The organism is Rhodoferax ferrireducens (genome assembly GCF_031458075.1).
Lineage (GTDB): Bacteria > Pseudomonadota > Gammaproteobacteria > Burkholderiales > Burkholderiaceae_C > Rhodoferax_B > Rhodoferax_B ferrireducens_A.
This window is the reverse complement of record NZ_JAVDXT010000001.1, coordinates 1152257-1177649: the sequence shown is the minus strand read 5'-3', so window position 1 is coordinate 1177649 and position 25393 is coordinate 1152257. Positions and strand designations below refer to the sequence as shown.

Below are 25393 nucleotides of genomic sequence, written 5' to 3'. Positions count from 1 at the left end.
ATGTGCGCACCGTCTCCTGCGCTGCGCCACGCTTGAATCCACCCTGTTTTTTCACCTGCCCCCATGAAACCCAAGATCCTGCAACACCTGCACATGCCCCCCCTGCTCGCCACCGCGCTGCACGCCCGCTATGACGTGCACCCACTGTGGGAAGAGGCCGACCCGCAGACCTTCCTGGCCGCACATGGGGCTGACTTCAGCGGCTACGTGACCACCGCCCGTTTCGGCATCAGCGAAGCCACCCTGGCCCTGCTGCCGGCGCTGAAGGTAATCTCCAGTTTCGGCGTGGGTGCCGAAACCTTGCCGCTGGATGCTGCCCGCGCCCGCGGCATCGCTGTCGGCACCACGCCCGAGGTGCTGAACGACTGCGTGGCCGACACCGCTTTTGGCCTGGTGATCGATGTGGCCCGGCGCCTGAGTGCGGCCGACCGCTTTGTGCGCCGCGGCGACTGGCTGCAAGGCCAGTACCCGCTGGCGACCCAGGTCAGCGGCAAGCGCCTGGGCATACTCGGACTGGGCCGTATTGGCCAGGTGGTGGCGCGCCGCGCCAGCGGTTTCGACATGGAGGTGCGCTACCACAACCGCCGGCCCAACCCCGCCGTGCCCTATGTTTTTGAAGCCACGCTGGAGTCGCTGGCGAACTGGGCCGACTTCCTGGTGGTGGTCAGCGCCGGTGGACCAGAAACCCGCAAGCTGGTGAATGCAGATGTGCTGCGCGCACTCGGCCCCAAGGGCTTCCTGGTCAATGTGTCGCGCGGCTCGGTGGTCGACGAAGAAGCCCTGGTGCAGGCACTGGAGACCGGCGCCATCGCCGGTGCCGGCCTCGATGTGTTCGAAGACGAGCCGCGGGTGCCGCAGCGCCTGCTGGCGTTGGACAACGTGGTGCTGCTGCCGCACCTGGCCAGCGCCACCCATGAGACCCGTCAAGCCATGGCCGAGATGGTGGTGCAGAACCTGGATGCGTTCTACGCCACTGGCGCGGTGCAGGCCGGGCCCTGAACCGCCATACTATGTATTTGATAGCTGCTGGCGCTGGTGGAATATGCGCCAGCGGCCTGTTTTATGCAAAAAGTCCGGCACAGGGAGGCAGCGGGAGCGCTCCCCGACAATAGCCCCCATGGACACTCTTTCCCAACTCCGCGCCGGCCAGCTGCACGGCATCCAGCGGCTCGACCTGGCCTGCGGCCTGACCAGCTTTCCACGCGAAATCTTTGACCTGGCGGATTCGCTGCAGGTGCTGAACCTGTCGGGCAATGCGCTGAGCAGCCTGCCCGAAGATCTGCACCGGCTGCACCAGTTGCAGGTGATCTTTTGCTCGAACAACCGGTTCACCGAGCTGCCTGCAGTGCTGGGCCAGTGCGCGCAGCTGCAGATGGTCGGCTTCAAGTCGAACCAGATCCGTACCGTGCCGTCCGCCGCCCTGCCACCCCAGCTGCGCTGGCTGATCTTGACCGACAACCAGATAGACACCCTGCCCGCCGAACTCGGCCAGTGCCGCCAGCTGCAAAAGCTGATGCTGGCCGGCAACCGGCTGCAGCAGCTGCCGGCCACGCTGGCCCAGTGCCAGCAGCTGGAGCTGCTGCGCATCTCGGCCAACCCGCTGGACGCCCTGCCCGGCTGGCTGCTGGATCTGCCCCGCCTGGCCTGGCTGGCCTATGCCGACCAACCCGTGGCCGCCACCTCAGCCCATGCCGTGCCGTGGCAGGCGCTGGAGTTGCAGCAGCAGCTCGGTGAAGGCGCGTCGGGTGTGATCCACCAGGCCGCATGGCAAGGCGAGCCCGTGGCGGTCAAGCTGTTCAAGGGCGCTGTCACCAGCGACGGCTGGCCGCAGAGCGAGCTGGCCGCCTGCCTGGCCGCGGGCGCGCACCCGCACCTGGTGCGCACCCTCGGCCCGCTGGCCGACCATCCCGATGGCACGGCGGGGCTGGTGATGCCCCTGGTACCGCCGCACTTCACTACCCTGGCCGGGCCGCCCAGCCTGGCGTCCTGCACCCGCGACGTGTACCCGGCAGGCACGGTTTTTTCGGTCGCCAAAGTGCTGCGCATTGCGCTAGGCGTGGCCTCGGCCGCCGCCCATCTGCACGCCCGCGGCCTGCTGCACGGCGACCTGTATGCGCACAACCTGCAGTGCGATGAAAACGGCCACTGCCTGCTGGGCGACATGGGGGCAGCTTCGTTCCTGCCCACCGATGCCGGGCAAGCCCGGGCGCTGCAGCAGCTGGAAGCTCGCGCCTTTGGCTGCCTGCTGGAAGAACTGATCGCGCACTGCCCCACCGACCTGCCAGCGCTGGCCGCGCTGCGCGACGACTGCCTGCAGCCGCAGCCAGCGGCGCGGCCCGTGTTCGCTGGCATCCGGCAGAGGCTGGTGGATCTGTCCGGTTGAGCCGGCCGGCCCCGAAGCTATATTTTTGCTAGCGTGCCGACCCCCGACCGGCGCGGTCTTTACATCAGCGGTTATGGTAGAGGCCTGTTCCCCCAAATTACACAGGAGTTCCATGCCCGCCCCCAGCCGACGCGCTACATCCTCAGGAGCCGCCCATGCTCCATAGCACGCCCCTCATCACCACTATTGCCACCGCCCTCGGTCTGGCCTTGGTGTTTGGTTTTCTCGCCGTGCGGTTCAAGCTGCCTGCACTGGTGGGCTATCTGCTGGCCGGGGTCTTGATAGGCCCGTTCACACCCGGTTTTGTGGCCGACGGCCAGATCGCCGCCGAGCTGGCCGAGATCGGCGTGATGCTGCTGATGTTCGGCGTGGGCATGCATTTTTCGATGGACGACCTGATGTCGGTGCGCAAGATCGCGCTGCCCGGCGCGGTGCTGCAAATCACCGTGGCCACGGCCATGGGCGCGGGTGTGGCGCATTTATGGGGCTGGCCCATGGGCGAGGCCATCGTCTTCGGCCTGGCGCTGTCGGTGGCCAGCACGGTGGTGCTGCTGCGCGCGCTGGAGTCGCGCAATGCACTCGACTCACTGAACGGCAAGATCGCGGTCGGCTGGCTGGTGGTCGAAGACCTGGCCATGGTGCTGGTGCTGGTGCTGCTGCCGCCCCTGGCCGGCTGGCTGGGCGGTACCGCCCCGGGTGACGAGCAGGGCGGCGGCGGTGGCAGCCTGTGGTTGTCGTTGGGCCTGACCCTGCTCAAGGTATCGGCCTTCGTCGGCCTGATGCTGGTCGTGGGCCGCCGGGTCTTCCCCAAGCTGCTGTGGCTGGTGGCGCGCACCGGTTCACGCGAGCTGTTCACGCTGTGCGTGATCGCCGCCGCGGTCAGCATCGCCTACGGCGCGGCCTCGCTGTTCGGCGTGTCGTTTGCGCTGGGCGCGTTCTTCGCCGGCATGGTGATGCGCGAGTCCGAGTTCAGCCACCGCGCAGCCGAAGACTCGCTGCCGCTGCGCGAAGCTTTTGCCGTGCTGTTCTTTGTGTCGGTCGGCATGCTGTTCGACCCGATGGTGATGGTGCGCCAGCCGCTGCAGGTACTGGCGGTGCTGGCCATCATCATCGTCGGCAAATCCATCGCCGCCGCGGCGCTGGTGCTGGTGTTCCGCTACCCGCTGAACACCGCGCTGAACGTGTCGGCCAGCCTGGCGCAGATCGGCGAGTTCTCGTTCATCCTGGCCGGGCTCGGTGCCAGTCTGGGCCTGCTGCGGCCTGAAGGCCAAAGCCTGATCCTGGCCGGCGCGCTGCTGTCCATCGCCATCAACCCGCTGGTGTTCAAAGGCATCGACGGGCTGGAGGTCTGGATACAGTCGCGCAGCAAGCTGGCCCATATGCTGGAGGGCCGCGCCGACCACCTGGCCGAGCTGCCCATGGACACACACGAAAAATACCTGTCCCAGCAGGTGGTGCTGGTGGGCTATGGCCGGGTTGGCAAACGCATTGCCAGTGCCCTGACCGACCGCGGCATCCCCTTCGTGGTGGTCGACCAGAACCGCGAACGGGTCGAGCAGCTGCGCGCCAGCGGCGGCACCGCGGTGTCGGGCGATGCGGCCGATGCCGGCGTGTTGATCCAGGCCCATATCGCCCGCGCCAGCATGCTGGTGGTGGCCACCCCCGATGCCTTCAATGTGCGCCAGATGGTGGAGAACGCCCGCATGCTGAACCCGCACATCGAAACCGTGGTGCGCACCCACAACGAAGCCGAAGCCGCGCTGCTGGCGCAAGAGAACATCAACCGGGTGTTCCTGGGCGAAGACGAACTGGCCCACAGCATGGGCCGGCATGTGCTGGAGCGCTTCGGCAAGACCGCTTAGTTCTAACTAAGCCAGCCCTGCCCCCACGCCGGGGCAGCGGCTTACTCGGGTTCCATCCCCGCCGACTTGATGATCTTGCCCCACTTCAACGACTCCGAGGCCTGCACCTTGCGCAGCTCGTCCGGGCTGGTGGTAGTGATCTCGGTGCCGGTGTTCTGGTAGAAGCTGGCGGCGGTGCTGCTGTGCGCGGCCTTCACCAGCAGCTCGTTGAGACGCGTGACCACCGGCGCAGGCGTGCCGGCCGGGGCGTAGGCGGCGAACCAATAGGTCATCTCGTAACCCTTCACACCGGCTTCGCTGATGGTCGGCACCTCGGGCGCCAGCGGGCTGCGCTGCAGGGTCGACACGCCCAGCGCCTTGAGCTTGCCGGCCTTGACCTGCGGCATGCCGGTGGCCATGTCGGTGATCATCATCTCGATCTGGCCGCCGATCAGGTCGGTCACGGCCGGCGGGTTGCTGCGGTAGGGAATCGCCACGATGTAGGCACCGGCCATCTGCTTGAACAGCTCGCCGGCGATGCGGCTGGACGAGCTGCCTGCACCGAAACTCAGCTTGCCGGGCTTGGACTTGGCCAGCTTGACGAACTCGGCCACGCTGTTCACGCCCAGCGCCGGGTTTACCACCATGATCTGGCCGCCGCGGCCCAGCAGAGTCAGCGGCTCAAAGTCCTTCACCGGGTCGTAGGGCAGCTTTTTGTACAGATGCTCATTGGCCGCGTGGGTGGTGTTGGTGGCGATCAGCACGGTGTAGCCGTCGGGCTTGGCCTTGGCCGCGGCCTGGGCGCCGATGAAGGCGTTGGCGCCAGGCTTGTTGTCCACCACCACACTGATCTTGGTGTCGACGGTGATGGCCTGGGCCAGCGCGCGGGCCAGCAGGTCGGTTGCGCTGCCGGCGGCAAACGGCACGATGAAGGTGATCGGCTTGTCGGGGAAGGTCTGGGCCTGGCTGGCGGTGCCAAACAGCGCAGCGGCCGACAAGGCGGCGGTGAGGGTCAAGAGTTTGCGGCGCATGGAGTCTCCAGTTAGTTTTCGGGTTGTAGCAGGGGTAAGAGTTCGGCAGGTATTGTCAGCGGCAAATCGAGCAGCCAGTAAGACAGGGCTTTGCCATGGCTGTCGAGGTTCAGCGCGTCGTTCACGCCGCCGTCCAGCACCTCGTCCAATACAAAATTCATAGCACCCAGCGCAGGCAATACATGCCTGGTCACCTGTTTGGGCTTACGGTGTGCAAAATGCGCGGCCACCGCCTCGGCCGTGACCTGTGCCACCAGCAGTTCGAACAGCTCGGGCCGGTAGGCGATCACGCTGATGTTGGAGCGGTTGCCTTTGTCGCCGGTGCGGCTGTGGGCCGCGCGGTACAGGGGTAGCTTCATAGATCCTCCAACATCGTAAAACCGGTCTGCACCAAGCTGCGCGGCAGCAGGCAGGACAAGGTGTTGAGCCGCGCGGTCAGCGTGGTGCGCACGCCGCCGCCGCCGGCCGGGCCGCAGGTGTAGAGCGCGGTGACTTCGCGGCACAGGCGCTCGGCCTGGGCCTTGTCGGCATGGCTGGCGGCCACACGCAGGCGCACGTCTTTCGCTTCGCCGGCTGGCGTCTGGGCTTGCAGCCGGCCCGCGTCATCGGCCAGCACGCTGAGCACGCCGATCAGGTCGACGCGCAGCTCCAGCTGCGGCAGGCGCTGGCGTAGCACCTCGGCGGCCAGGCGGGCCCGGCCTTCGGCGCGCGGGCCGGCGTAGGAGATTTCGCCCTCGGCCAGCCAGCCGCCTTCATGGCAGACGTTGACCTTCAGCGTGTCCGGCCGCGCATGGCCGCACACGCCGTGCAGCGCCACCTGGTTCGCCGCGATCTCTTCGACCCGGGCCGCGCCAATATCGGCCACCACGTCGGGCGTCAGGTAGGCGACCGGGTCGTGCAGCTCGTACAGCAGCTGCTCCTTCACCGTGGCGGTGGTCACCATGCCGCCCGTGCCATCGGCCTTGCCGATGCTGCAGTGGCCATCGGCATACAGGGTGGCGATGGGGTAGCCGAGGCTGGCCAGATCTGGCACTTCCTTGAAGCCCGGGTCGGCAAAGTAGCCGCCGCAGACCTGGCCGCCGCATTCCAGCAGATGGCCGGCCATGGTGGCCGCGCCCAGACGCGCCCAGTCATCCCGGGCCCAGCCAAAGTGGGCCAGCGCCGGGCCAACGGCCAGCGAGGGGTCGGCCACCCGGCCGCAGACCACGATCTGCGCGCCCGCGTTCAGCGCATCGGCAATCGGCTCGGCGCCGATGTAGGCGTTGGCGCTGACCACCGCCAGGCCATCCAGCACCGCGCCGAGTTCAGCCCGCAAGGCCGGGCGCAGCCCGGGGCCGGACACATCGTCGCCCCAGACCACGGCGATGCGTGGCGCGGCCAGGCCCAGCTCGGCCGCCATGCGCTGTATCAAGCGCGCGGCAGCCGGCGGATTGGCCGCACCGAAGTTGCTGACGATGCGGATGCCATGTGCCAGGCAGCGCGCCAGCACCGGGCGCAGCATGGCGTCGAGCAGCGGCTCGTAGCCGGCCTCGGGGTCGGCGCGGCGGCGCAGTTGGGCCAGGGCCAGGGTGCGCTCGGCCAGGGTTTCAAAGATCAAAAAGGCCGGCCCGCCGCGCGCCACCAGGGTATCGACCACCGCCGAAGCGGCGTCCACGCGGTCGCCCGAGAAGCCCGCGGCGCAGCCGATCAACAGCGGAGGTGGCAGAGGTGGCGGAGGTGCAGATTGAGGGCTCACAGTGTCTCCAGGACAGGGAATGGCCGGATTGTGCGGCCAGCCACATCATTCGTAAAATGGGAAAAACCGCATGATTCATCGATGAAATCAATCAATATCTCGGCCCGTGACCTGGAGGCCTTCATGGCGCTGGAGGCCACCCGGCACTTCACCCGCGCGGCCGAGCGCTGCAATCTGTCGCAAAGCGCGTTCAGCCAGCGGATCCGGCGCATCGAGGAGACGGCCGGAGTCAAGCTGTTCGAGCGCTCGACCCGGCATGTGGTGCTGACGCCCGAGGGCAGCGTGTTTGCCGACGAGGTGCGGCGCATCGAGCAAGACCTGCGCAGCGCGCTGGCCAATCTGCAGGACCTGGCCGCGCGCCGGGTCGGCCGGGTGGCGGTGGCCGCCCTGCCCTCGATCGCCGCGGTGTGGATGCCGGCGGCCATCGCCCAGTACCGGGCCCAGCATCCGCAGATCGACATCCAGCTGACCGACTGCCTGGCCAGCGCCAGCCTGGCCCTGCTGCGCGAAGGCAAGGTCGACTTTGCGCTGACCGCCGGCGGCGACCTGCGCGAATTCAGCACCCGGCTGCTGCGCAAGGAAGGCTACTGGCTAGTCTGCCGCAAAGACCATGTGCTGGCCCGGCATACCAGCGTGCGGCTCAAGCAGCTGGCCGGGCATGCGATGGTCCACATGGCGCGCAACAGCAGCGTGCGCCAGCACCTGGAGCAGGCCACGGGTGTGGAGCAGCTGACCGGCTCCAGCATGGAGGTTGAACACCTGGCGACTCTGGCGGCGCTGGTGGTGCAAGGCCTGGGCATTGCCATCGTGCCCGAGCTGACGCTGTTCCACTTCCAGAACCCGGCCCTGCACACCTGCCCGGTGCGCGACGCGTCGCTGCACCGCCCGCTGGTGCTGGCCCAGCGCAAAGGCGAGGCGTTGTCGGTGGCGGCACAGGCCATGGTGGCGCTGCTGCTGGCGCAGGCCAAGGCCTGAGGTGTCCCTCTTTTCTATGAAAAACATAGCTGCACGTGCAGTCTAGATAAGCGCTGGCGGCCATTCCCGCTAAGTAGCACTGCTACACTTCCCGGCAGTTGAAAAGGGAGAGCATGGACTACCAGGACACCCGCGACGGCAACGCGCTGCCGCTGCCAGCGCCATCGCGCGACGCCCCGCCCGCCGGCCAGATCGACGCGCATCCGCTGGAATTCAGTGGCAGTGGTGGCGGCTACTTCCGGGTCTGGGCCGTCAACGTGCTGCTGTCCATCATCACTCTGGGCTTCTACACGCCCTGGGCCCGCCGGCGCACCGCGCAGTACTTCTACAGCCACAGCCTGGTGGCCGACAGCCCGCTGGAATTCACCGCACAGCAGCGCAAGATGGTGGTTGGCTTTGTGCTGCTGGTGCTGCTGACCCTGGCCTACAAAATCGCGGTAGAAACCGGGCAGGACACGGCAGTCGCCTTGTTCCTGCTGGGCGGTGCCGCGCTCGCGCCCTACATCTGGGGCAGCGCCATGCGGTTCCGCCTGGGTGCCACCCGCTGGCGCGGCCTGCGCCTGCAGTTCACCGCCCGCTGGCGCGAGGTCTACATTGCCAGCTGGCCGGTGTTTGCGCTGGCGCTGGTGTGGATAGGCGTGGTGTTCGGCCTGCAGGCGCTGGCGCCCGAGGCCGGCGAGGCCGTGCAGCAGGTCGGCGCCAAGGCGCGCAAAGCCCTGCCCAGCGTCAGCTGGGCCATGGGCGGCGTAGTGCTGCTGGGCATTGTGCTGTCGCTGCTGTGCGCCATCCGCCTCGAATACAACTACAAGAGCCTGCTGGTGCAGCGCACCCGGCTGGGCGCGGCGGCCGGCCGCTGGAAGCCGGTGTACCTGGACTTCGTCAAGATATGGCTGGCCACGGTGGCGGTGTTCGTGCTGTCCGTCGTGTTGATCGGCGCACTGCTGGCGGCGGCCATCGGCGGCTCGGCCGTGCTGTTGATGGGCCAGGCGCAGCGGCTCGGGCCGTGGATGTTTGTGCTGGTGCTGGCCGGCGTGGTCGGCGGCGCGGTGCTGCTGGTGCTGGCCTCGGCGCCGGCCCGCGCCTACCGCGAAGCCCGCATGTTCCAGCTGGTGTGGAACAACGTGGGCCTGGGCCAGGTGGCGCGCTTCAAATGCGGGCTGCGCACCCGCAGCTATGTGCTGCTGCGCATCAAGAACATTCTGCTGACCCTGTTCACCCTGGGCCTGTACCGCCCATTCGCCCGGGTCAGCGAATACCGCATGAAGTTCGAATCGGTGACCTTGTTCGTCAAAGGCGGTGTGGACCAGGTGACGGGCGCCATGGTGCGCCAGCAGCAAGGCGCGCTCGGCGATGCGCTGGCCGATGCCGCGGGGCTGGACCTGATTGGCTAGCGCCCTGCCAGCGCTGGTGCCCGCGCGCTGGTTCGACGGCCGGAGCAGCCAAGCCCAGCCGGTGCTGGTCGGCCTGGTGCCTGCGCCCGGTGGGCCCAACCTGCTGCTGCATCCGCTGGCCCAGGCCGGCACGCCGCCCACCACCTTCCGCCACACCGATGTCGGCTGGCCCGAAGCCTGGAACGCCCACAAACCCCAGCTGCGGCTGGTAGTGGACTTGCGCGAACATGGCAGCCTGGAGATTGACGCCGTTGCCGACTGGCAGGCTGCGCTGCAGGCCGCCGGCGCCCGCCCCGGCCTGGCCCAGCGCCTACAGACCCGCTGGCCGGCACTGCTGGGCGCGCTGGCCGTAGCCGCCATCGGGCTGGCGCTGTTCTACCGCTACGGCACGCCCTGGCTGGCCACCCAGCTCACCGGCCAGGTGCCATTGGCCTGGGAAACCACGCTGGCCGCGCAGGCGCTGCAGCAGCTGGACGATGGCACGCTGAAACCCAGCCAACTGCCCGCCGAGCGCCAAGCCGCGCTGCGCAACCGCTTCGACACCCTGGTGCAGCAGGCTCCGGCCACGCTGCAGCGTTACGGTGGCTACCAGCCGCGCTTCACACTGGCGTTCCGTTCGGGCATGGGGGCGAATGCGTTTGCGCTGCCCGGTGGCACCGTGGTGCTGACCGATGGGCTGGTCAAAGCCGCTGCAGACAAAGGGTTGGACGACAACGCCCTGGTCGGCGTGCTGGCGCATGAGATGGGCCACGTGGTGCACCGCCACACCACCCGCATGCTGGTCGAGCAAGGGGTGCTGAATGTCGGCCTGGGGCTGGCACTGGGCGATGTGTCGGGGGTCTTGTCTACCGGCGGCGCCCTGCTGACGGGCCTGGCCTACCGGCGTGGCCACGAGCGCGAGGCCGACTGCTATGCCATCGCACTGCTGGGCCATGCGGCCCTGCCTACTGCGCCCATGGGCCAACTGCTGCTGGCGATTGCGCGGGGGGGCGACAAGGCGACCAATAAGGAAGGGCCGGCCTCGGCATGGACGCTGCTGAGCAGCCACCCGGATACCGTGGAGCGCGCCACCGCGCTACAACAAGGGCACACGCAGCAGTGCCCCAAGGACTAGAAAAATAACACCAAATCAGGCGTTGGCGCATATTGGATATGCGCAAGAAGCTATCTAAACGATAGCATCCAGATTTAGACGATGGCCGTCAGTTCCGACGACTTCACAAAGCTGGAACCGGCGCGTGGCCATTCGACCAGCACACCACCGTCGGTTTGCGCGACCACGTAGCCATCGGTGCGCAAGATGCTGCCACGGCGGACCAGGTTGACACGCTCGCCCGGTGTAAAAGTCGCGCTGGCAACGCTGAACAAAGATTTGAGGAAATAAATAACTTGCATGGTGGTACTCCAAAATATGCAGGCACACGCCTGTGGCCACAACGGCCGGATGAAATTGAAATTAGTGCGACTGCAGCCAGTAGCGTTCGCGGGACTCCAGGTCGGCAAACGACTGGGCTTTGCCGAGATAGCTTTCCACATCCCGCTGATCCTGTTGGTCCATGCTGCGGCCCAGTGCCTGGACAGCGCGGCGGGCAGCCAGCCAAAGTAAAAAGAAGATGTTCATAGCAAAGATTCCTGGATAAGTGACGCGCCCCATTTCTAGGGTTAACCCTAGTATCGCACAATGCAGGTGCGCATGCGCACCAAAACATGCGGATTAGTGGGCGTTGTCAGATATAAGACACGCTTTTGCCTCAACTTGGTGCATCGCAGGATGCCAACGCTGTGCCGGTGGCCTGCTTTAAGATAGCCGGCTAGTCTTCCCCGGATGGGGTCTACAGCGCCTCGACGACGATATGAACGCCCCATTTCCGATCCGCAAAGAGTGCCCGCCCGGCGCCTGCGTCTGCAATCGCCAGGCCTTGCTGAGCGATCCGCAGGCCGATATCCGCATCCTCAAGCTCACCCGGGAAGAAGAAAGCCGGCTGCTCGCCCGGCTGGAGACGCTGTCCAGCCTGGCCGACCTGAAGAAAATGGAAAGCCGCCTGCACGAACAGCTGGGCATCGTACTGACCATCACCCCCAGCATCCACGAGGTGCGCACCCTGCGCGGCATCAGCATCCAGCTGCAGGAGCAGCCCGGCCTGTGCCGCAAGACCAAGCAGGCCATCCCCGCCGCCATACGCCGCAGCCTGGAGAAAAGCCCGGACATCGCCTACGCGATCCTGGACGCGCACGGCCTGTGGGACGGTACCTAGAGCTCTGTACGGATCTGCGCCAGCGAGCGGCGCTGCTGCCCTTGGGCGTCGAAGTTCTCGGGCGCCAACCATTGCGCGAAGCCGGCGCGCAGCGCGGGCCATTCGCTGTCGATGATGGAGAACCAGGCGGTGTCGCGGTTGCGGCCCTTGTAGACCGTGGCCTGCAAAAAGATACCTTCGAAGCGGAAGCCCAGGCGCTCGGCGGCCCGCAGCGAAGGCGCGTTCAAGTTGTCGCACTTCCACTCGAAGCGCCGGTAGCCCAGGGTGTCGAACACGTAGTGCATCAACAGGTACTGGGCTTCGGTGGAAATCGGCGTGCGCTGCAGCAGCGGCGAGAACACCACGAAGCCGACCTCGATCACGCCGTTGGCCGGGTCCATGCGCATCAGCGCCAGCGTGCCCACTGCGCGTTCGGTCTTCAAGTCGATTACCGCGTAGTGCAGGAAATCGCTGTTGGCCGCGGCCCGCTCGGCATGCGCGCGGTAGTCGGCGGCGCTGGCGAATGGGCCCACAGGCAGATAGGTCCAGTCGCGGTCGTCCGGCGCCTGGCTATAGGCTGCGTACAGGTCGTCGGCATGGCGCTGCGGGTCCAGCGGCTCCAGCCGGCAGTAGCGCCCCAGGATAGGCGCGCGCGCCGGCAGTGCGCGCGGGCTCCAGTCGGGCAAGGGCTCGCCTATGGCTTGCTGGTAGGCGTTCAAGGTGTGGGGCATACAGGCTTTCTGGTGGCAATGTGTGGGGCGGTAAAAGGCTAAAGGTAAGCGATACGTGGAATCATTAAAAGTGCCACACTTGCATGATTTGATAGTGCCACGCCATGCGCCCCTCTCTGCCCGCTGCCCAGGTCTTGTTTGAAACGCCATTGGCCACCCAGCCTGCTGCCGAACCCTTGCAGCGCCAGCTGCACCAGCGCCTGAAGCTCGCCATCCTGGACGGCCGGCTCGCGCCCGGCAACCGGTTGCCGGGCTCGCGCGTGCTGGCCGAGGGGCTGGCGATTTCGCGCAACACCGTGACCGCGGCCTACGAGCATCTGGCGGCCGAGGGCTATGTGCAGCAAGACCGCCAGGGCACGCGGGTGGCCACGCTGTCGCGCCCGGCCCGGCCCCGGCCGGTGCGGGATGCAGCCGCAGTCCCGCAGACAGCGCGGCGCCTGGCGCAGATCCAGCCCACGGCCCCGCACGCCGATGCCAGCAGCACGCTGCGCCCGGGCGTGCCCGCGCTGTCGCACTTTCCGCTGGCGGCCTGGCGGCGGGCCTACGACCAGGCGATCCGCCGCGCCGGCACTGCGGCGCTGGGCTATGGCCAGCCGACCGGCGAGCCGGCCCTGCGCACCGCCATTGCCCGGCATTTGGCGATTGCCCGTGGCGTGCGCTGCGAGCCCGCGCAGATCGTCATCACCGAGGGCACACAGGAGGCGCTGGCGCTGTGCGTGCGCCTGCTGACCAACCCCGGCGACACCGCCTGGGTCGAAGACCCGGGCTACCGCGGTGCCAAGGTCGCCATGCAAGGCGGCGACCTGCGCGTCGTGCCGATGCGGGTCGATGCCGAAGGCCTGGTGCTGGCCGAGTCCGACTGGAAAGCCCAGCCGCCGCGCCTGGTCTACACCACGCCTTCACACCAGTACCCGGCCGGCGCGGTGCTCACGGTGGCGCGCCGGCTCGACCTGATCGCCCAGGCACGCCGAGCCGGGGCCTGGATCATCGAGGACGACTACGACAGCGAATTCCGCCATGCGGGCGAGCCCATAGGCGCGATGCAAGGCCTGGTGCCGCAGGCGCCGGTGCTCTACGTGGGCAGCTTCAGCAAGACCATGTTCCCGTCGCTGCGCCTGGGCTTTCTGGTGCTGCCGGAGGCGCTGGTGGCCGAGCTGCAGACGCCGCTGCAGGAGATGCTGCGCGGTGGCCACCGCTACGAGCAGCTGGCCATGGCCGAGTTCGTGGAAAGCGGCCAGTTCAGCCGCCACCTGGGCCGCATGCGCCGCCTGTACCGGGACCGCCAGCAGGCGCTGCGCGAAGCCCTGACCCGGCATCTGCACCTGCCGCACACCATCGAGGGCGGCCACTGCGGCCTGCACCTCACAGTGCGGCTGCCGGCCAGCTACCCCGACAAAGCCATCGCCGCTGCCGCCCTGCCCTACGGCATCACGCCCGCCCCGCTGTCCGTCTTTGCACTGCAGCCTCTGCCGCAGGACAACGGCCTGGTGCTGGGCTACGGCAATACCTCGGCCGAGCTGTTCGAGCCCCTGGTGCAGCGCCTGTCGCAGCTGGCGCTTGCCGCGCGGCTGACTGGCTAAGTCGGCTCTAGAAATCAAGCCAAACAGGGCTTTAGCGCATACTTCACCTGCGCAAGCAGCTACTTATTCAATAGCGTTTACACCATGGGCTGGCACATACGTAACGCCATAGCCTCAGGCAAAATTCGACCCACTGCAGACATGGACAGTTGCCTCCCGATCCATGCTTTGCATGGCGGCGTACTGACTTTTTCAAGGTTGCCTGGCCACATGAAAGACTGGAAAGACTTGCTCGACTACTGGCGCCCCCCACTGGTTCGCTTGGCTACCCACGGTGACGCCGGCGACAGCGCACACGACCTGAACCACTTGAACAGGGTTTGGGCAACGGCCAAGATACTCCTTGTGACGCATCCCGATGCAGATCAACTGGTGGTGATGGCCGCCTGCTACCTGCACGATCTTGTCAATTTGCCCAAGAACCACCCAGACCGTAGCAATGCCTCCCGACTATCCGCCCTGCAGGCCGAAGCGCAGCTGTCGAAGCTGGGATTTCCCCCAGAGCGGCTGGCTGGCGTAGTGCATGCCATCGAAGCGCACAGTTATTCCGCCCAGATACGCCCTGGATCGATCGAAGCCAAGATCGTGCAGGATGCCGATCGTCTGGACGCTTTAGGGGCCGTGGGCCTGGCGCGCATGTTCCACATCGGAGGTCAGTTGGGCCGCTCCCTCGCGCATGCGACCGAACCGCTTGCCGAGGCCCGCACGCTTGACGATATGCGTTATACCCTCGACCACATCGAGAACAAGCTCCTGCGCTTGCCGATGGCTATGAATACGGCCGAGGGGCGGGAATTGGCGCAATCCCGTGTCCAGCTGCTTGTCCGCTTTCGCGACCAATTTGTGGCGGAGTGGCTGGGAGCCATCTGACAACGGTACGCAACTTTTCGCAGCAACGCGCATCGAAGGTCGACGCCTGGAGCCGGTTTCGCTGACGCCATGCCGGCCGTTCTCAACCCAGAAGTAACTGGACGACCATGAATATTCGAAGCCCTCTCTTTCTCCGGGCCCTGTGGGGCATGGTGGCACTGCTGTTGACAGCATTCGCGGCGACCTCGGCGCTGGCCGACATTGCCGTGCGGGAGATCAAGATCCCGATGACGGTGAAAGGCATGCTCAGCGATTCGCACATCCAGCTGTCCGCCACCGAATACAAGCCCGAGGGCGACGGGCCGTTTCCGCTGTTGCTCATCAACCATGGCACGCCACGGTCCCAGGCCGACTTTGCGGCGATGAAGAACAACTACGCCTGGCAGGCCCAGCTCTTTGCCCGGCGGGGCTTCGTGGTGATCCACACCTTGCGTCGCGGCTATGGCGGCTCCGACGGGCCATGGGCCGAGAACTATTTCAACTGCGCCAACCCCGACTACATCGGCGCCGGGCTCGAAAGTGCCAAGGACATCGATGCTGCACTGGAATACGGCCGCGCACAGCCCTATGTCGATGCAAAACACGTGGTGCTGCTTGGGAAATCCGCCGGTGGCTTTGGCGTGCTCGCCCTGTCCAGCCAGAACCCCGCGGGTGTCGTTGGCACGATCAACTTTGCAGGCGGACGCGGCTCACGCGGGCCGGACAATGTCTGCAACGAGGGCAAGCTGGTGGATGCCTTCAGCCACTACGCCAGAACGACCCATATACCCATGCTGTGGTTCTATTCGGAGAATGACCACTTCTTCGGTCCGGCGCTTGCGAAACGCTTGGGCGAGTCCTATCAAGCCAAAGGCGTAGACATGGACCTAAAAATGGTGCCAGCCTATGGCAGCGATGGGCACAGCTTCTTCGAAGGACGCCCGAACGCTTCCGTTTGGGTGCCAACCGTGGATGCGTTTTTCAAGAAAATCGGATTGCAGGGCTTGCAACAGCCCTCCTGACCAGATTGGGCAGAACACCAGATGGAAGCACCCGCTGTACCGCTACTGCGTGGGCAAACGGTCGAAGCTGTCGAGGTGCGGAAACGGGGGGTGCACGCGTGTGGCGTCCATGTCCGTGACAAGCGCGCCCGGCACGCCATCCCGCAGCCAGGCGGTCATGGCCGCGACATCGTCCGGGGAACCCTGGAGCGTCACTTCCACGGAGCCGTCGGCCCGATTGCGGACCCATCCCCGGATGCCCACCGTTCGTGCTTGCCGCATGCAGGCGTCGCGGTACCCAACGCCCTGCACACGGCCGCGCACCCGTAGCAGCCAATTTTCTACCGCCCCATCGTTGGCATGAGAATGCATACGCACCATCCTTCGCGTCAACCGCTGCGGAACAACACAGTAAAACCGGCGCCATTGCCCCTTCTTGGGCGTTCGGTCGTCCGGCGATCCGGCATGGCTGAATCTTCTTAGCCAGCACTCGCCCTATTGTGTGCCTTAGGGCAAATCAAGTGGAGTAGCCCAGCCAGTCTGGCTCCAAAAATCAAGCCAAACAAGACTCTGGCGCATACTCCACCAGCGCAAGCAGCTATTTATTCCATAGCAATATCGTTTAACCAAACACCAGGCACACCGGGCTGCCGCAGGGCTCGCGGGTCTGGGTGGGTAGCAGCCGGCCGCTGGCCGCATCGATGGCAAACGTGACGATGCTGTCGCTGTCTTCATTGAGCACAAACATGTGGCGGCCGTCGGGGGCGATGGCGAAGAAGCGCGGGGTCTGGCCTTGCGAGGGGGTGGCTTCCAGCCAGGTAAGCCGGCCAGTGGCGGTGTCGACGCGAAACGCCGCGATGCTGTCGTAGCCGCGGTTGGATGCGTACAGCGTGCGGCCGTCGGGCGACAGCGCAATCTCCGAAGCCCGGCTGTTGCCGGTATAGCTGTCGGGCAGCGACGAGACGATCTGCAGCGCACGCAGCGCCCCGCTGGCAGTGTCGAAGTGGCAGGCCGTGACCGTCGAATCCAGCTCGTTGACCACATAGGCATACGGCGCCTGCGGGTGGAACACGATGTGGCGTGGCCCGGCGCCTTCGCGCGCCTGCAGCCAGGGCTGGGCCGCCGGCACCAGCTGGCCCTGGGTGAAATCGAACACAAACACCCGGTCCAGCCCCTTGTCGGGCACGGCCACGAAGCGGCCGCTGGGGTCAAAGGGGTTGAAATGCGGCTTGGCGAACGGCTGCTCGTGCCGGTGCGGGCCGGGCGGTCCGACCATGGGTACGCGCTGCTGCACCGCGCCCAGGCGGCCGTCCTCGGCCACCGGTAGCACCACCAGGCTGCCGCCCTGCTGGCCCAGGTGGTCGGACACCAATAGAAACTTCTCGCTCGCGTCCAGCGCCAGGTGCACCGGGTTGCGGCCGCCGCAGTCCTGCCGCTGCAGCCACTGCAGGCAGCCGTTGTCCGGATCGACGCTGAACACGCTGAGCTCGTGGCCATCGCCATGCACCGCATACAGCCGATCGCGCCGCTGGTTCAACGCCAGAAAGGACGGATTCACCAGGTCCGACACCAGCTGCACCCGCTCCAGCCGGCCCAGCGCCGGATCCACGCGGTAGACGCTGATGCCCTCGCCGCGCGCATTGCGTTCGCGGGTGGTGCGCGAGCCGACGTAGGCGTACAGCTTTGCGCCCACTGGAGTACCTTCGTGCTGCGCACTGCGGTGCGAGCTGGCTTGGGAGCGGCCCGGCGCTGCGCTCATGGCTGCGCGGCTGGCGCCACCGACGCGCCCTGGATGCCATGGCGCAGCAAGGCATCGGCGACGAAGCCGCTGGCCTTCATGTCTTCCACATAGCGGTGCAGCAGCTGGGCGGCGGCTGCGCCGCGGCCCTTGGGCAGGCCCATGGCCTGCTGGATCACCATGAAGCGGCCGGGCAGCAGGCGCAGGCCAGGCAGGCGGCGCGCATCGGCCTGCAGCTGCTGCTTGACGCCGGCCGCCACCTCGGCGCCCTGGGCGATAAAGGTGTCGACCACGGCAGGCGATGTGGGTGCGCGCAGGATCTCGGCGTGTTGGATTTCGCGGCTCAGGTGCAGGTCGTAGGCGCTGCCTTTGCCGACCACCACGCGGTTGCCCGCGCGGTCCACCTCGGCGTTGTCGGTGATGGGCGAATCCTCGCGCACCAGGTAGGCGCCTTCGATCAGCACATAGGGCGCGGTAAAGGCGATGCCGGCGCCGCGCACCGGGTCCTCCGCAAAGAAGCCGAAATCGGCCTGCTCCTGGGTTACTGCCTCGACCGACTTGCCGGCGGCATCGAACACCACCAGTTCTATGCCTACGCCCAGCAGCTGGGCAAAGCCGCGCGCCAGGTCGATGGACACGCCAAACGGCTGGCCGTTGGCGTCGAGGTTGGCCAGAATCGGGTTGCCCACGTTGATTGAGGCCCTCAGCGTGCCGGTGGGCGCGAAACTGGCGATGAGGTCGGAGGAAACAGTCATGGTTTTTCTCTCAGCGGGTAGTGGCTAAAACAGGATCAACGGAGGGAGTGGCGGGCTCGGTCTGCAGCAGGTCGCTGATGCGCTCCAGATTGCGCAGCGTGCTGCCCAGGTGCTCGCGCATCGCGGCCGAGGCCTCGTCATTGCGCTCGTGCTCCAGCAGCTGCAGGATCTCCAGGTGCTGCTGGCAATGCTCTACATAGCGGCTGCGGTCGCGCATGGAGCGGTAGGACAGCAGGCGCCGCACCCGGTTCACGCGGCGGATGGTGTCGACAAAAAACGCATTGCCCGAGGCCTCGACCAGCGACTCGTGGAACAGCACGCCGCGGTCGTGCAACTGGTCGGCCGTGGCGGTGGCGATGCCGCCGTCCAGCAAGTGCTGCTCGGCCGCGCGGCAGCGGGCCAGCACCTGCTTGTCCAGCCGGTAGCCGGGCTCCAGCAAGGCCGCCGGCTCCAGCGCCAGGCGCAGCCGGTAAGACTTGAGCAGGCTGTCCGGCGTGGTCAGCATGGAGGAAAAGGTCCAGCCATAGGCGGGGTTGCGCTCGGCCCAGCCCTCCTGGGCGATGCGGTTCAGCACCGTCTTCAGCTGCGCGGGCGACAGCTGGTAGCGGGCCTTGAGCGAGGCCTCCGAGCAGGAATCGGGCAGCCGCCCCTGCAGATGGTCTTCGGCGATCTTGAAGTAGGCGGTGACGCTGGCGTCGGCGGCATCGCCGCCCAGCTCCTGCAGCAGCTCGGCCGGCAGCTCGGCGCCGGCCCGGGCCAGAAAATAGCCGCGGTTGCGCTCGCGCAGCAGTACGCCCTTGTCTTCCAACAGCTGCAAGGCCTCGTTGACCGGCGAACGCGATACCCGCAGCCGGTCGGCCAGGGCCTGGGCGCGCAAATGGCTGCCCACGGGCCAGTCCTCGGTCTGGATCAGGGTGAGTATCTGGGCAGGAATGGAGGCAGCGGGTTTCATGGCCAAGATTGTCCCATCCTGCCCAGGGCAGTGCTTGGCGTGCGGTGGCATGGCCGGCCCCATCCTCGGCTAGCCGGCCAGAGCCTGCTGCTCGGCAATCGTCTTGCCCAGGATCAGCGGGATCACGCCGCCGCTGCGCAGCAGCTCCAGCTCCAGCTGGGTCTCGATGGCGGCCGTGGCCTGCAGCGACTCCTCGCTGCCGTTGGCGCGCAGCACACGCACCGCAACCGTGCAGCGCGGCGCCAGGGCTTCGGCGGGCGCAACCACCTCGATGCGGTCGCCGGGCTGCAGCTGCAGGGTCTGTGGGCCGACGCCGGCCGGAAAACGCAGCGGCAGTATGCCCATGCCGATCAGGTTAGAGCGGTGGATGCGCTCGAAACCCATGGCCAGCACCGCGCGTATGCCCAGCAGGCGCTGGCCTTTGGCGGCCCAGTCGCGCGACGAGCCGGTGCCATAGCGCTCACCCGCCACCAGCACCACAGACTGGCCGGCATCGCGGTAGCGCTGCGCCACATCCCAGATGGGTTGCACATCGCCGCTGGGCACGTGCAGGGTGTGGGCTACCGGTGCGCCCGGCGCCAGCAGGTTCTTCAGCGTCTTGTTGTGGAAGGCCGCGCGCAGCATCACCTCCCAGTTGCCGCGCCGCGAGGCGAACACGTTCAGGTCCTGCCGGTCGGCGCCGCGCGCCACCAGAAAGTCCGCCACCAGGCTGTCGGGCGGGATGGCGCTGGCCGGCGAAATATGGTCGGTGGTGATGTCGTCGCCCAGCACCAGCAGCGGATAAGCCTGGTAGCTGCCCAGCTGGCTGCCGGACGCGACCGACGCGACCGAGGCGAACGGCGGCCGGCGCAGAGCGGTAGAGGCCGGGTCCCAGGGGAACAGCGGGGTCTGCGGCGCCTGCAGCCCAAACCACAGCGGGTTCTGGCTGGCGATGGCGAAGTCTTTTTTGTAGTCCGCCGGATCGGCGCCCAGGGCCAGGTGCTCGGCGATTTCCGCGCGCGTCGGCCACAGGTCGTGCAGCCAGATGCTGCGACCGTCGGCCGTCACCTGCACCGGCTGGTCGCGCAGATTGCGGGCCGCGTCGCCGGCCAGGCCAAACACCACCACCAGCGGCGGCGACATGATGAAGCTGAGCTCGATGTCCGGGTGCACCCGGCCGGGGAAATTGCGGTTGCCCGACAGGATGGCGACGGCCTTGCTCTGGCCGGCCTCCTGGGCTGTGCGGATCGGCGCAGTCAAGGGACCGGGGTTGCCGATGCAGGTGGTGCAGCCATAGCCGACGATGCCGAAGCCCACCGCATCCAGGTCGGCCAGCAGGCCGGCACGCTGCAGGTAGCTGGCCGCGGCCGGCGAGCCCGGCCCCAGCGAGGTCTTGACCCAGGCCGGCACGGCCAGGCCCAGCGCGCGCGCCTTGCGCGCCACCAAACCGGCGGCGATCAGCAGCGAAGGGTCGGAGGTATTGGTGCAGCTGGTGATGGCCGCCAGCGCCACCGGGTGGGCCGGCAGCGGGCCGCCGGGCTGCGGCTGGAACTGCAGCGCCGCCAGGGCCTTGGCGCTGTCGCCATAGTCCATCAGATCCTGCGGGCGGCGCGGGCCGGCGATGTGCATGCCGATGGCGCCCAGGTCGATGTCGAGCACCCGGGTGTAGCGCGGCGTGGCAGCAGGGTCGAACCACAGGCCCGCGTGCCGGCAATAGGCCTCGACCAGCGCGATATGGGCCTCGCTGCGGCCGGTGGCGCGCAGGTAGTCCAGCGTGTGCGCGTCGACCGCGAAGAAGCCGGTGGTGGCGCCGTATTCGGGCGCCATGTTCGCCACCACGGCGCGCTCGCCGGCGCTCAGCGTAGCCACGCCGGGGCCGAAGTATTCGACAAACTCGCCCGACACGCCGAGTGCGCGCAGGCGCTGGGTGGCGGTCAGTGCCAGGTCGGTGGCCAGCACGCCGGCGGGCAAGGCGCCGCTCAGGCGCACGCCGATCACATCGGGGATGCGCAGCATGGTCGGCATGCCGAACATCACGGTCTGCGCCTCCAGCCCGCCAACGCCCCAGCCGAGCACGCCGATGCCGTTGACCATAGGCGTATGGCTGTCGGTGCCAATCATCATGTCGGGCACGGCCCAGAGCACGCCGTCGCGCTGCTCGGTGGTCACCACCGTCGCCAGCTGCTCCAGGTTGATGGTGTGCATGATGCCGGTGCCCGGGGGGTGCACCCGCACCCGGTCCAGCGACTGCGAAGCCCAGCGCAGAAAGCGGTAGCGCTCGGCATTGCGGCGGATCTCGTGCTGCAGGTTCAGCGTCGCCGCGTCGGCCTGGGCATAGACCTCGACCGCCAGCGAATGGTCTACCGACACATCCACCGGCAGGCCCGGGTTCAGCAGCATGGGGTCTACGCCGGCTTCGTCCAGCGCATTGCGCATGGCGGCGATGTCCACCAGCGCGGGGGTGCTGGTGGTGTCGTGCATCAGCACCCGGCCCGGCTGGAAGGCGATCTCGGCCTCGCTGCTGCCGCTGTCCAGCCAGGCCAGCAAGGCGGCCACGGCGGCCTCGCGTTCGCGGCCCTGCATATGGCGCAAAACGTTTTCCAGCAGCAGGCGCAGCACCACCGGCAAGGCCCGCAGGCGGGCGCCAAACAAGCCTTGTAAATCGATGACCCGCAGGTCCTGTGCGCCGACCTGCAGCTGCACCGTGGGGAAGGTATTGGTGTTTTCCATAGGATGTATTTTGCACATTGAGTTAATAAAATGCATTTTAGCGCAAACCCTGATATGTTTTAAGCCGCTACGTTCACCTACTTCTGGAGCCCTTTATGCACATCCCCCGCCGCTACGCCCTGCTGTCTGCAGCGCTGCTGGCCCTGCCCGCCCTGGCGCAGGACTATCCGTCCAAGACCATCACCCTGGTCGTGCCCTTCACCGCCGGCGGCGGGGTGGACGCGATTGCGCGCCTGCTGGCCGACAAGCTGCGCGCCTCGCTGGGCCAGTCGGTGGTGGTGGACAACAAGCCCGGCGCCAGCGGCATGCTGGGCGCGAATGCGGTGGCCAAGGCCAAGGGCGACGGCTACACCCTGCTGATCGGCAGCGCTGGCGAAACCGCCATCAACCCGCTGGTCTACAAGGGCCGTATGCAGTACGCACCCGAGAAAGACCTGGCGCCCATCACCCTGGTGACCCGCGTACCGAACGTGCTGGCCGCATCGCCCAACCTGCCGGTAAAGAACCTCGAAGAACTGGTGGCCTACGCCAAGAAGAACCCGGGCAAGCTGAGCTACGCCACCAGCGGCGTAGGCAACCCGCAGCACCTGAATGGCGAGCTGCTGCAGTCGCTGGCCGGCATCAAGATGAACCACGTGCCCTACAAGGGCTCGTCGGGCCAGATGGTCGATGTGGCGTCGGGCAATGTGGACATCACCTTTGTCAGCATGGCCGGCGCAGCACCCTTCATCAAGGGCAACCGGGTGAAAGTGCTGGCCGTGACCTCGGCCAAGCGCGCCAGCTTTGCCCCCGACCTACCCGCCATCGCCGAATACGCGCCGCTGGCCTCGTACAACCTGGAAAACTGGTTCGGCCTGTTCGCACCAGCGTCGACCCCGGCTGCGGTGCAGGCCAAGCTGAACGCCGCGGTCACCGAGGCCTTACGCGACCCCGAACTCGTCAAGCGCCTGCAAGACCAGGGCGGCGAGCCCGCCCCCATGGCGCAGGCGCAGTTCAAGGACTTCATCGCCACCGAGACCGCCAAGTACGCGCGCATCGTCGACGCCGCCCACATCACCGCCGAATAAGCCCCCACCCCCCGCCCCCAGGAGACAAGAACCATGTTCACACCCCAGACTTTGCGCTGCGCCGCAAGCGCCATCGCACTCACAACCGGCCTGTGCAATGCCGCCTTGGCGCAAGACGCTGCCAGCTATCCGAGCAAGACCATCACCATCATCGTGCCCTTCGCTGCCGGCGGAAACACCGATGTGAAGACACGGCTGGTGGCTCGGCAACTCGGCGAGGTCCTCAAGCAGCCGGTGATCGTCGACAACAAGCCCGGCGCCAGCGGCAATATCGGCATCGAGCTGCTGAGCCGCGCTGCGCCCGATGGCTACACCATCGCCATGGGCAGCTTTGGCCCGCTGGCGGTGAACCCCTGGATCTTCCCCAAGATGAGCTTCGACCCCAAGAGCCTGGTGCCCATCATCCTGCTGGAGAAAAGCCCGCTGGTGCTGACAGCCCCCAGCGACAAGCCGTTCAAGACCGTGGCCGATGTGGTGAACGCCGCCAAGGCCAAGCCCGGCGCGCTGAACATCGCCAACGCCGGCCCGGGCGGCGCCCACCATCTGTCGGCCGAGCTGTTTGAAAGCGCGGCCGGCATCGAGATGGTCGGCGTGCCCTTCAAGGGCGGTGGCCCGGCCGCTACCGCGCTGCTGGCCGGCCAGGTGGACCTGATGTTCGAGCAAACCGGCGCCGCCCTGCCCTCGATCCAGGCCGGCAAGATTCGCGCTATCGCCGTGACCTCGGCCAAGCGCCTGGCGTCCATGCCCGAGGTGCCCACCTTCGCCGAGGCCGGCTACCCGCAGGTCACCGTGTCCAACTGGATGGGCTACGTCGCCCCCAAGGGCACGCCGCCGGCCATCGTGGCCAAGCTGCAGGCAGCCTTCGCCAAGGCCATCGAGCACCCCGATGTGAAGGACCGCATCCTCGGCCAGAGCAACGAGTTTGGCGGCGGCGGCAGCCAGGACTTCGCCGCCTTCATCGACAGCGAAAGCGCCAAATGGGCCAAGCTGGTGAAGGACCGCGGCATCAAGATTGAATAGCGGAAGTTCAAGGAAAATTGGACTCCAGCGCATATAAAACCTGCGCTGGCAGCTATTGAATCAATAGCAAGCTGCAATAAAACCTGCAGGCTACTGGGGGCGGAAGCTGCCCGGCGTGCAATCCAGCACCGCACGAAAAGCCGCCACATAGGCGGCTGGGCTGGCGAACCCGAGCGCATGGGCAATCGATTTGGTGGATCGATTGGCAGCCAGCCAATCCAGCGAGGTAATGATGCGCGCACGCTGCCGCCAGTCGCGGAAGCTCAGGCCCACTTCGGCACCAAAGCGCCGGCTGAAGCTGCGCCCCGACATGGCTGCATGGGCTGCCACCGTCTCCATTGGCATGCTCCACTGCGGGCTGGCCATGAGTTGCACCAGGGCGGCGTGCAGGCGCGCATCTTCCGGCATCGGCAAATGCGTGGGCAGGCAAGGGGTTTCGCGCAGCGCATGCAGGAGCAGCCGCGCCATCAGGCCGCGCATCGCCAGGCTGCGTTGCGCGTCAAACAAACCCAGCACCAGCTCCTGGACCAGCCGCGACGCCACCACCACATGCACTTCGCCGGCGCGCACAAAGCCCTCGCATTGCGCAATCCATGCGGGCTCGAAGTACACCGTGCGCATCTCGGTGGCCGACAGCATCTGGATCGCATGCGGCTGCTGTGCGGGCACCCAGAGTGCACGCTGCGGCGGCACGATCCAGCGGCTCGGCCCGGTATCCACCCGCATCACACCGCTGACGGCGAACACCAGCTGCCCGGTCGCGTGCTGGTGCTGCGGCAACCGGCTGTCGCGCGCATGGTGTTTGGCGAGCACGCTCCAGCCGTCCGCATATTGGCGCTTGGTCGATATCTTTTGGCTTTCTACTTTTGGCATGCCAACATAGTATCGAAGCCTGACCACTTTGACCAAGGCTTGCTCCATGCACACCGCTGCAACTCCGACCTCTGCTACCCCAGCCGCTGCGCCCCATGTGGCGGTGTTTTTCTATGGCAGTTTCATGCGCCGCGAGGTGATGGCCAAGGCTGAGTTTGAACCCGAAACCATCGAGGTGGCCCGACTCGGCGGATTCGACATCCACATCGACCCGCATGCCAACATCAGCCGGTCCGGGCAGCACGCGGTGTACGGAATTCTGGTGCGGGCTACGCACGCAGACTTGCAGCGCCTGTACACGATGGATGGGGTCGGCGTTTTCTTACCCCAGGCCGTGCTGGTGGAGACCGAAGGCGGAAAACTGCAGCCCGCGCTGTGCTACATCCCACCCGCGCGTGGCCACCAGCCCGCAGACCTTGGCTACCTTGCGCACCTGGTCAGCGCGGCGCGCGGCTATGGTTTTCCGGCTTGGTATGTGGAACGGCTGGAGAGCTTCGCCCACTGACAAGCCTGAATTTTTAAACAAAA

The 25393-nt window shown here is 66.8% G+C and carries 24 protein-coding genes and 1 pseudogene; 13 read left to right on the top strand and 12 right to left on the bottom strand.

Translation table 11 applies throughout. The features are described 5' to 3' along the window. Positions 1–63: 63 nt before the first annotated feature. The 3 genes from J2X19_RS05575 to J2X19_RS05565 all read left to right on the top strand — a co-directional run bounded on the left by J2X19_RS05575 (position 64) and on the right by J2X19_RS05565 (position 4245). Entirely contained in the window at positions 64–999 is a 936-nt protein-coding gene (locus J2X19_RS05575) for a 2-hydroxyacid dehydrogenase (protein ID WP_310371375.1), read from the top strand. A gap of 118 nt (positions 1000–1117) precedes the next feature. Next, positions 1118–2383, top strand: a complete 1266-nt coding sequence (locus J2X19_RS05570; protein WP_310371372.1) for a leucine-rich repeat-containing protein kinase family protein — start codon at positions 1118–1120, stop codon at positions 2381–2383. A 155-nt stretch (positions 2384–2538) separates the two neighbouring features. Beyond that, positions 2539–4245 (top strand): cation:proton antiporter domain-containing protein, encoded by a 1707-nt coding sequence (locus tag J2X19_RS05565; protein ID WP_310371370.1) that lies wholly within the window; start codon positions 2539–2541, stop codon positions 4243–4245. Between the two features lie 41 nt (positions 4246–4286). On the opposite strand, the gene J2X19_RS05560 is transcribed toward J2X19_RS05565, so the two are convergent. From J2X19_RS05560 to J2X19_RS05550, 3 genes are read right to left on the bottom strand one after another with little or no spacing between them, the layout of a single operon-like run. Further along, positions 4287–5255 carry a Bug family tripartite tricarboxylate transporter substrate binding protein gene (locus tag J2X19_RS05560; protein WP_310371368.1) on the bottom strand — a complete coding sequence of 323 codons (969 nt, stop codon included), beginning with the start codon at positions 5253–5255 and terminating at the stop codon, positions 4287–4289. Between the two features lie 11 nt (positions 5256–5266). Beyond that, positions 5267–5614: an AtuA-related protein gene (locus J2X19_RS05555; RefSeq protein ID WP_310371366.1), complete on the bottom strand. Its 348-nt coding sequence runs from the start codon at positions 5612–5614 to the stop codon at positions 5267–5269. Continuing rightward, positions 5611–6990, bottom strand: coding sequence for an acyclic terpene utilization AtuA family protein (locus J2X19_RS05550; protein ID WP_310371364.1), 1380 nt, complete (start codon positions 6988–6990; stop codon positions 5611–5613). The genes J2X19_RS05555 and J2X19_RS05550 overlap by 4 nt, the downstream gene beginning before the upstream one ends. Before the next feature lie 81 nt (positions 6991–7071). On the opposite strand from J2X19_RS05550, the gene J2X19_RS05545 reads away from it, so the two are divergent. From J2X19_RS05545 to J2X19_RS05535, 3 genes are all read left to right on the top strand, one after another. Next, positions 7072–7965 (top strand): LysR family transcriptional regulator, encoded by an 894-nt coding sequence (locus tag J2X19_RS05545; protein ID WP_310371362.1) that lies wholly within the window; start codon positions 7072–7074, stop codon positions 7963–7965. A gap of 113 nt (positions 7966–8078) precedes the next feature. Then, complete coding sequence (locus tag J2X19_RS05540; RefSeq protein ID WP_310371360.1) at positions 8079–9356, top strand: YjgN family protein; 1278 nt, start codon at positions 8079–8081, stop codon at positions 9354–9356. Then, complete coding sequence (locus tag J2X19_RS05535) at positions 9349–10470, top strand: M48 family metallopeptidase (RefSeq protein WP_310371358.1); 1122 nt, start codon at positions 9349–9351, stop codon at positions 10468–10470. The genes J2X19_RS05540 and J2X19_RS05535 overlap by 8 nt, the downstream gene beginning before the upstream one ends. 74 nt (positions 10471–10544) lie before the next feature. Here J2X19_RS05535 and J2X19_RS05530 read toward each other — a convergent pair whose 3' ends face one another. After that, positions 10545–10751, bottom strand: coding sequence for a hypothetical protein (locus J2X19_RS05530; RefSeq protein ID WP_116604420.1), 207 nt, complete (start codon positions 10749–10751; stop codon positions 10545–10547). A gap of 61 nt (positions 10752–10812) precedes the next feature. Continuing rightward, complete coding sequence (locus J2X19_RS05525; protein ID WP_165830789.1) at positions 10813–10977, bottom strand: hypothetical protein; 165 nt, start codon at positions 10975–10977, stop codon at positions 10813–10815. Between the two features lie 232 nt (positions 10978–11209). On the opposite strand from J2X19_RS05525, the gene J2X19_RS05520 reads away from it, so the two are divergent. Further along, positions 11210–11611: a hypothetical protein gene (locus J2X19_RS05520; RefSeq protein ID WP_310371355.1), complete on the top strand. Its 402-nt coding sequence runs from the start codon at positions 11210–11212 to the stop codon at positions 11609–11611. An 8-nt stretch (positions 11612–11619) separates the two neighbouring features. Here the strand turns inward: J2X19_RS05520 and J2X19_RS05515 are convergent. Continuing rightward, positions 11620–12321: pseudogene (locus J2X19_RS05515) on the bottom strand (GNAT family N-acetyltransferase); the annotation flags it as partial. A 104-nt stretch (positions 12322–12425) separates the two neighbouring features. On the opposite strand from J2X19_RS05515, the gene pdxR reads away from it, so the two are divergent. The 3 genes from pdxR (at position 12426) to J2X19_RS05500 (ending at position 15772) form a co-directional block, all read left to right on the top strand. Next, complete coding sequence (gene pdxR, locus J2X19_RS05510; RefSeq protein ID WP_310371353.1) at positions 12426–13901, top strand: MocR-like pyridoxine biosynthesis transcription factor PdxR; 1476 nt, start codon at positions 12426–12428, stop codon at positions 13899–13901. A 210-nt stretch (positions 13902–14111) separates the two neighbouring features. Beyond that, entirely contained in the window at positions 14112–14771 is a 660-nt protein-coding gene (locus tag J2X19_RS05505; protein WP_310371351.1) for an HD domain-containing protein, read from the top strand. Between the two features lie 107 nt (positions 14772–14878). Continuing rightward, the gene (locus tag J2X19_RS05500; RefSeq protein ID WP_310371349.1) at positions 14879–15772 is read left to right on the top strand and encodes an alpha/beta hydrolase family protein; all 894 of its coding nucleotides are present in this window, start codon (positions 14879–14881) and stop codon (positions 15770–15772) included. Between the two features lie 42 nt (positions 15773–15814). Here J2X19_RS05500 and J2X19_RS05495 read toward each other — a convergent pair whose 3' ends face one another. The 5 genes from J2X19_RS05495 to acnA form a co-directional block, all read right to left on the bottom strand. Further along, positions 15815–16123 carry an acylphosphatase gene (locus tag J2X19_RS05495; protein WP_310371347.1) on the bottom strand — a complete coding sequence of 103 codons (309 nt, stop codon included), beginning with the start codon at positions 16121–16123 and terminating at the stop codon, positions 15815–15817. 250 nt (positions 16124–16373) lie between these two features. Then, the gene (locus J2X19_RS05490; RefSeq protein ID WP_310372638.1) at positions 16374–17432 is read right to left on the bottom strand and encodes a lactonase family protein; all 1059 of its coding nucleotides are present in this window, start codon (positions 17430–17432) and stop codon (positions 16374–16376) included. A gap of 74 nt (positions 17433–17506) precedes the next feature. After that, positions 17507–18244: an ABC transporter substrate-binding protein gene (locus J2X19_RS05485; protein ID WP_310371345.1), complete on the bottom strand. Its 738-nt coding sequence runs from the start codon at positions 18242–18244 to the stop codon at positions 17507–17509. Between the two features lie 10 nt (positions 18245–18254). After that, a complete protein-coding gene (locus J2X19_RS05480; RefSeq protein ID WP_116604427.1) occupies positions 18255–19196 on the bottom strand; it encodes a GntR family transcriptional regulator in 942 nt (313 codons plus the stop codon). Between the two features lie 69 nt (positions 19197–19265). Beyond that, entirely contained in the window at positions 19266–21905 is a 2640-nt protein-coding gene (acnA, locus tag J2X19_RS05475; protein ID WP_310371342.1) for an aconitate hydratase AcnA, read from the bottom strand. A 95-nt stretch (positions 21906–22000) separates the two neighbouring features. Here acnA and J2X19_RS05470 point away from each other — a divergent pair, with 95 nt between their 5' ends. Further along, complete coding sequence (locus J2X19_RS05470; protein WP_116604429.1) at positions 22001–22972, top strand: Bug family tripartite tricarboxylate transporter substrate binding protein; 972 nt, start codon at positions 22001–22003, stop codon at positions 22970–22972. Positions 22973–23005: 33 nt separating this feature from the next. Further along, positions 23006–23992: a Bug family tripartite tricarboxylate transporter substrate binding protein gene (locus J2X19_RS05465; protein ID WP_310371339.1), complete on the top strand. Its 987-nt coding sequence runs from the start codon at positions 23006–23008 to the stop codon at positions 23990–23992. Between the two features lie 90 nt (positions 23993–24082). Here J2X19_RS05465 and J2X19_RS05460 read toward each other — a convergent pair whose 3' ends face one another. Next, positions 24083–24865, bottom strand: coding sequence for an AraC family transcriptional regulator (locus J2X19_RS05460; RefSeq protein WP_310371337.1), 783 nt, complete (start codon positions 24863–24865; stop codon positions 24083–24085). A 46-nt stretch (positions 24866–24911) separates the two neighbouring features. Here J2X19_RS05460 and J2X19_RS05455 point away from each other — a divergent pair, with 46 nt between their 5' ends. Beyond that, positions 24912–25370: a gamma-glutamylcyclotransferase family protein gene (locus J2X19_RS05455; protein ID WP_310371335.1), complete on the top strand. Its 459-nt coding sequence runs from the start codon at positions 24912–24914 to the stop codon at positions 25368–25370. Positions 25371–25393 lie beyond the last annotated feature (23 nt).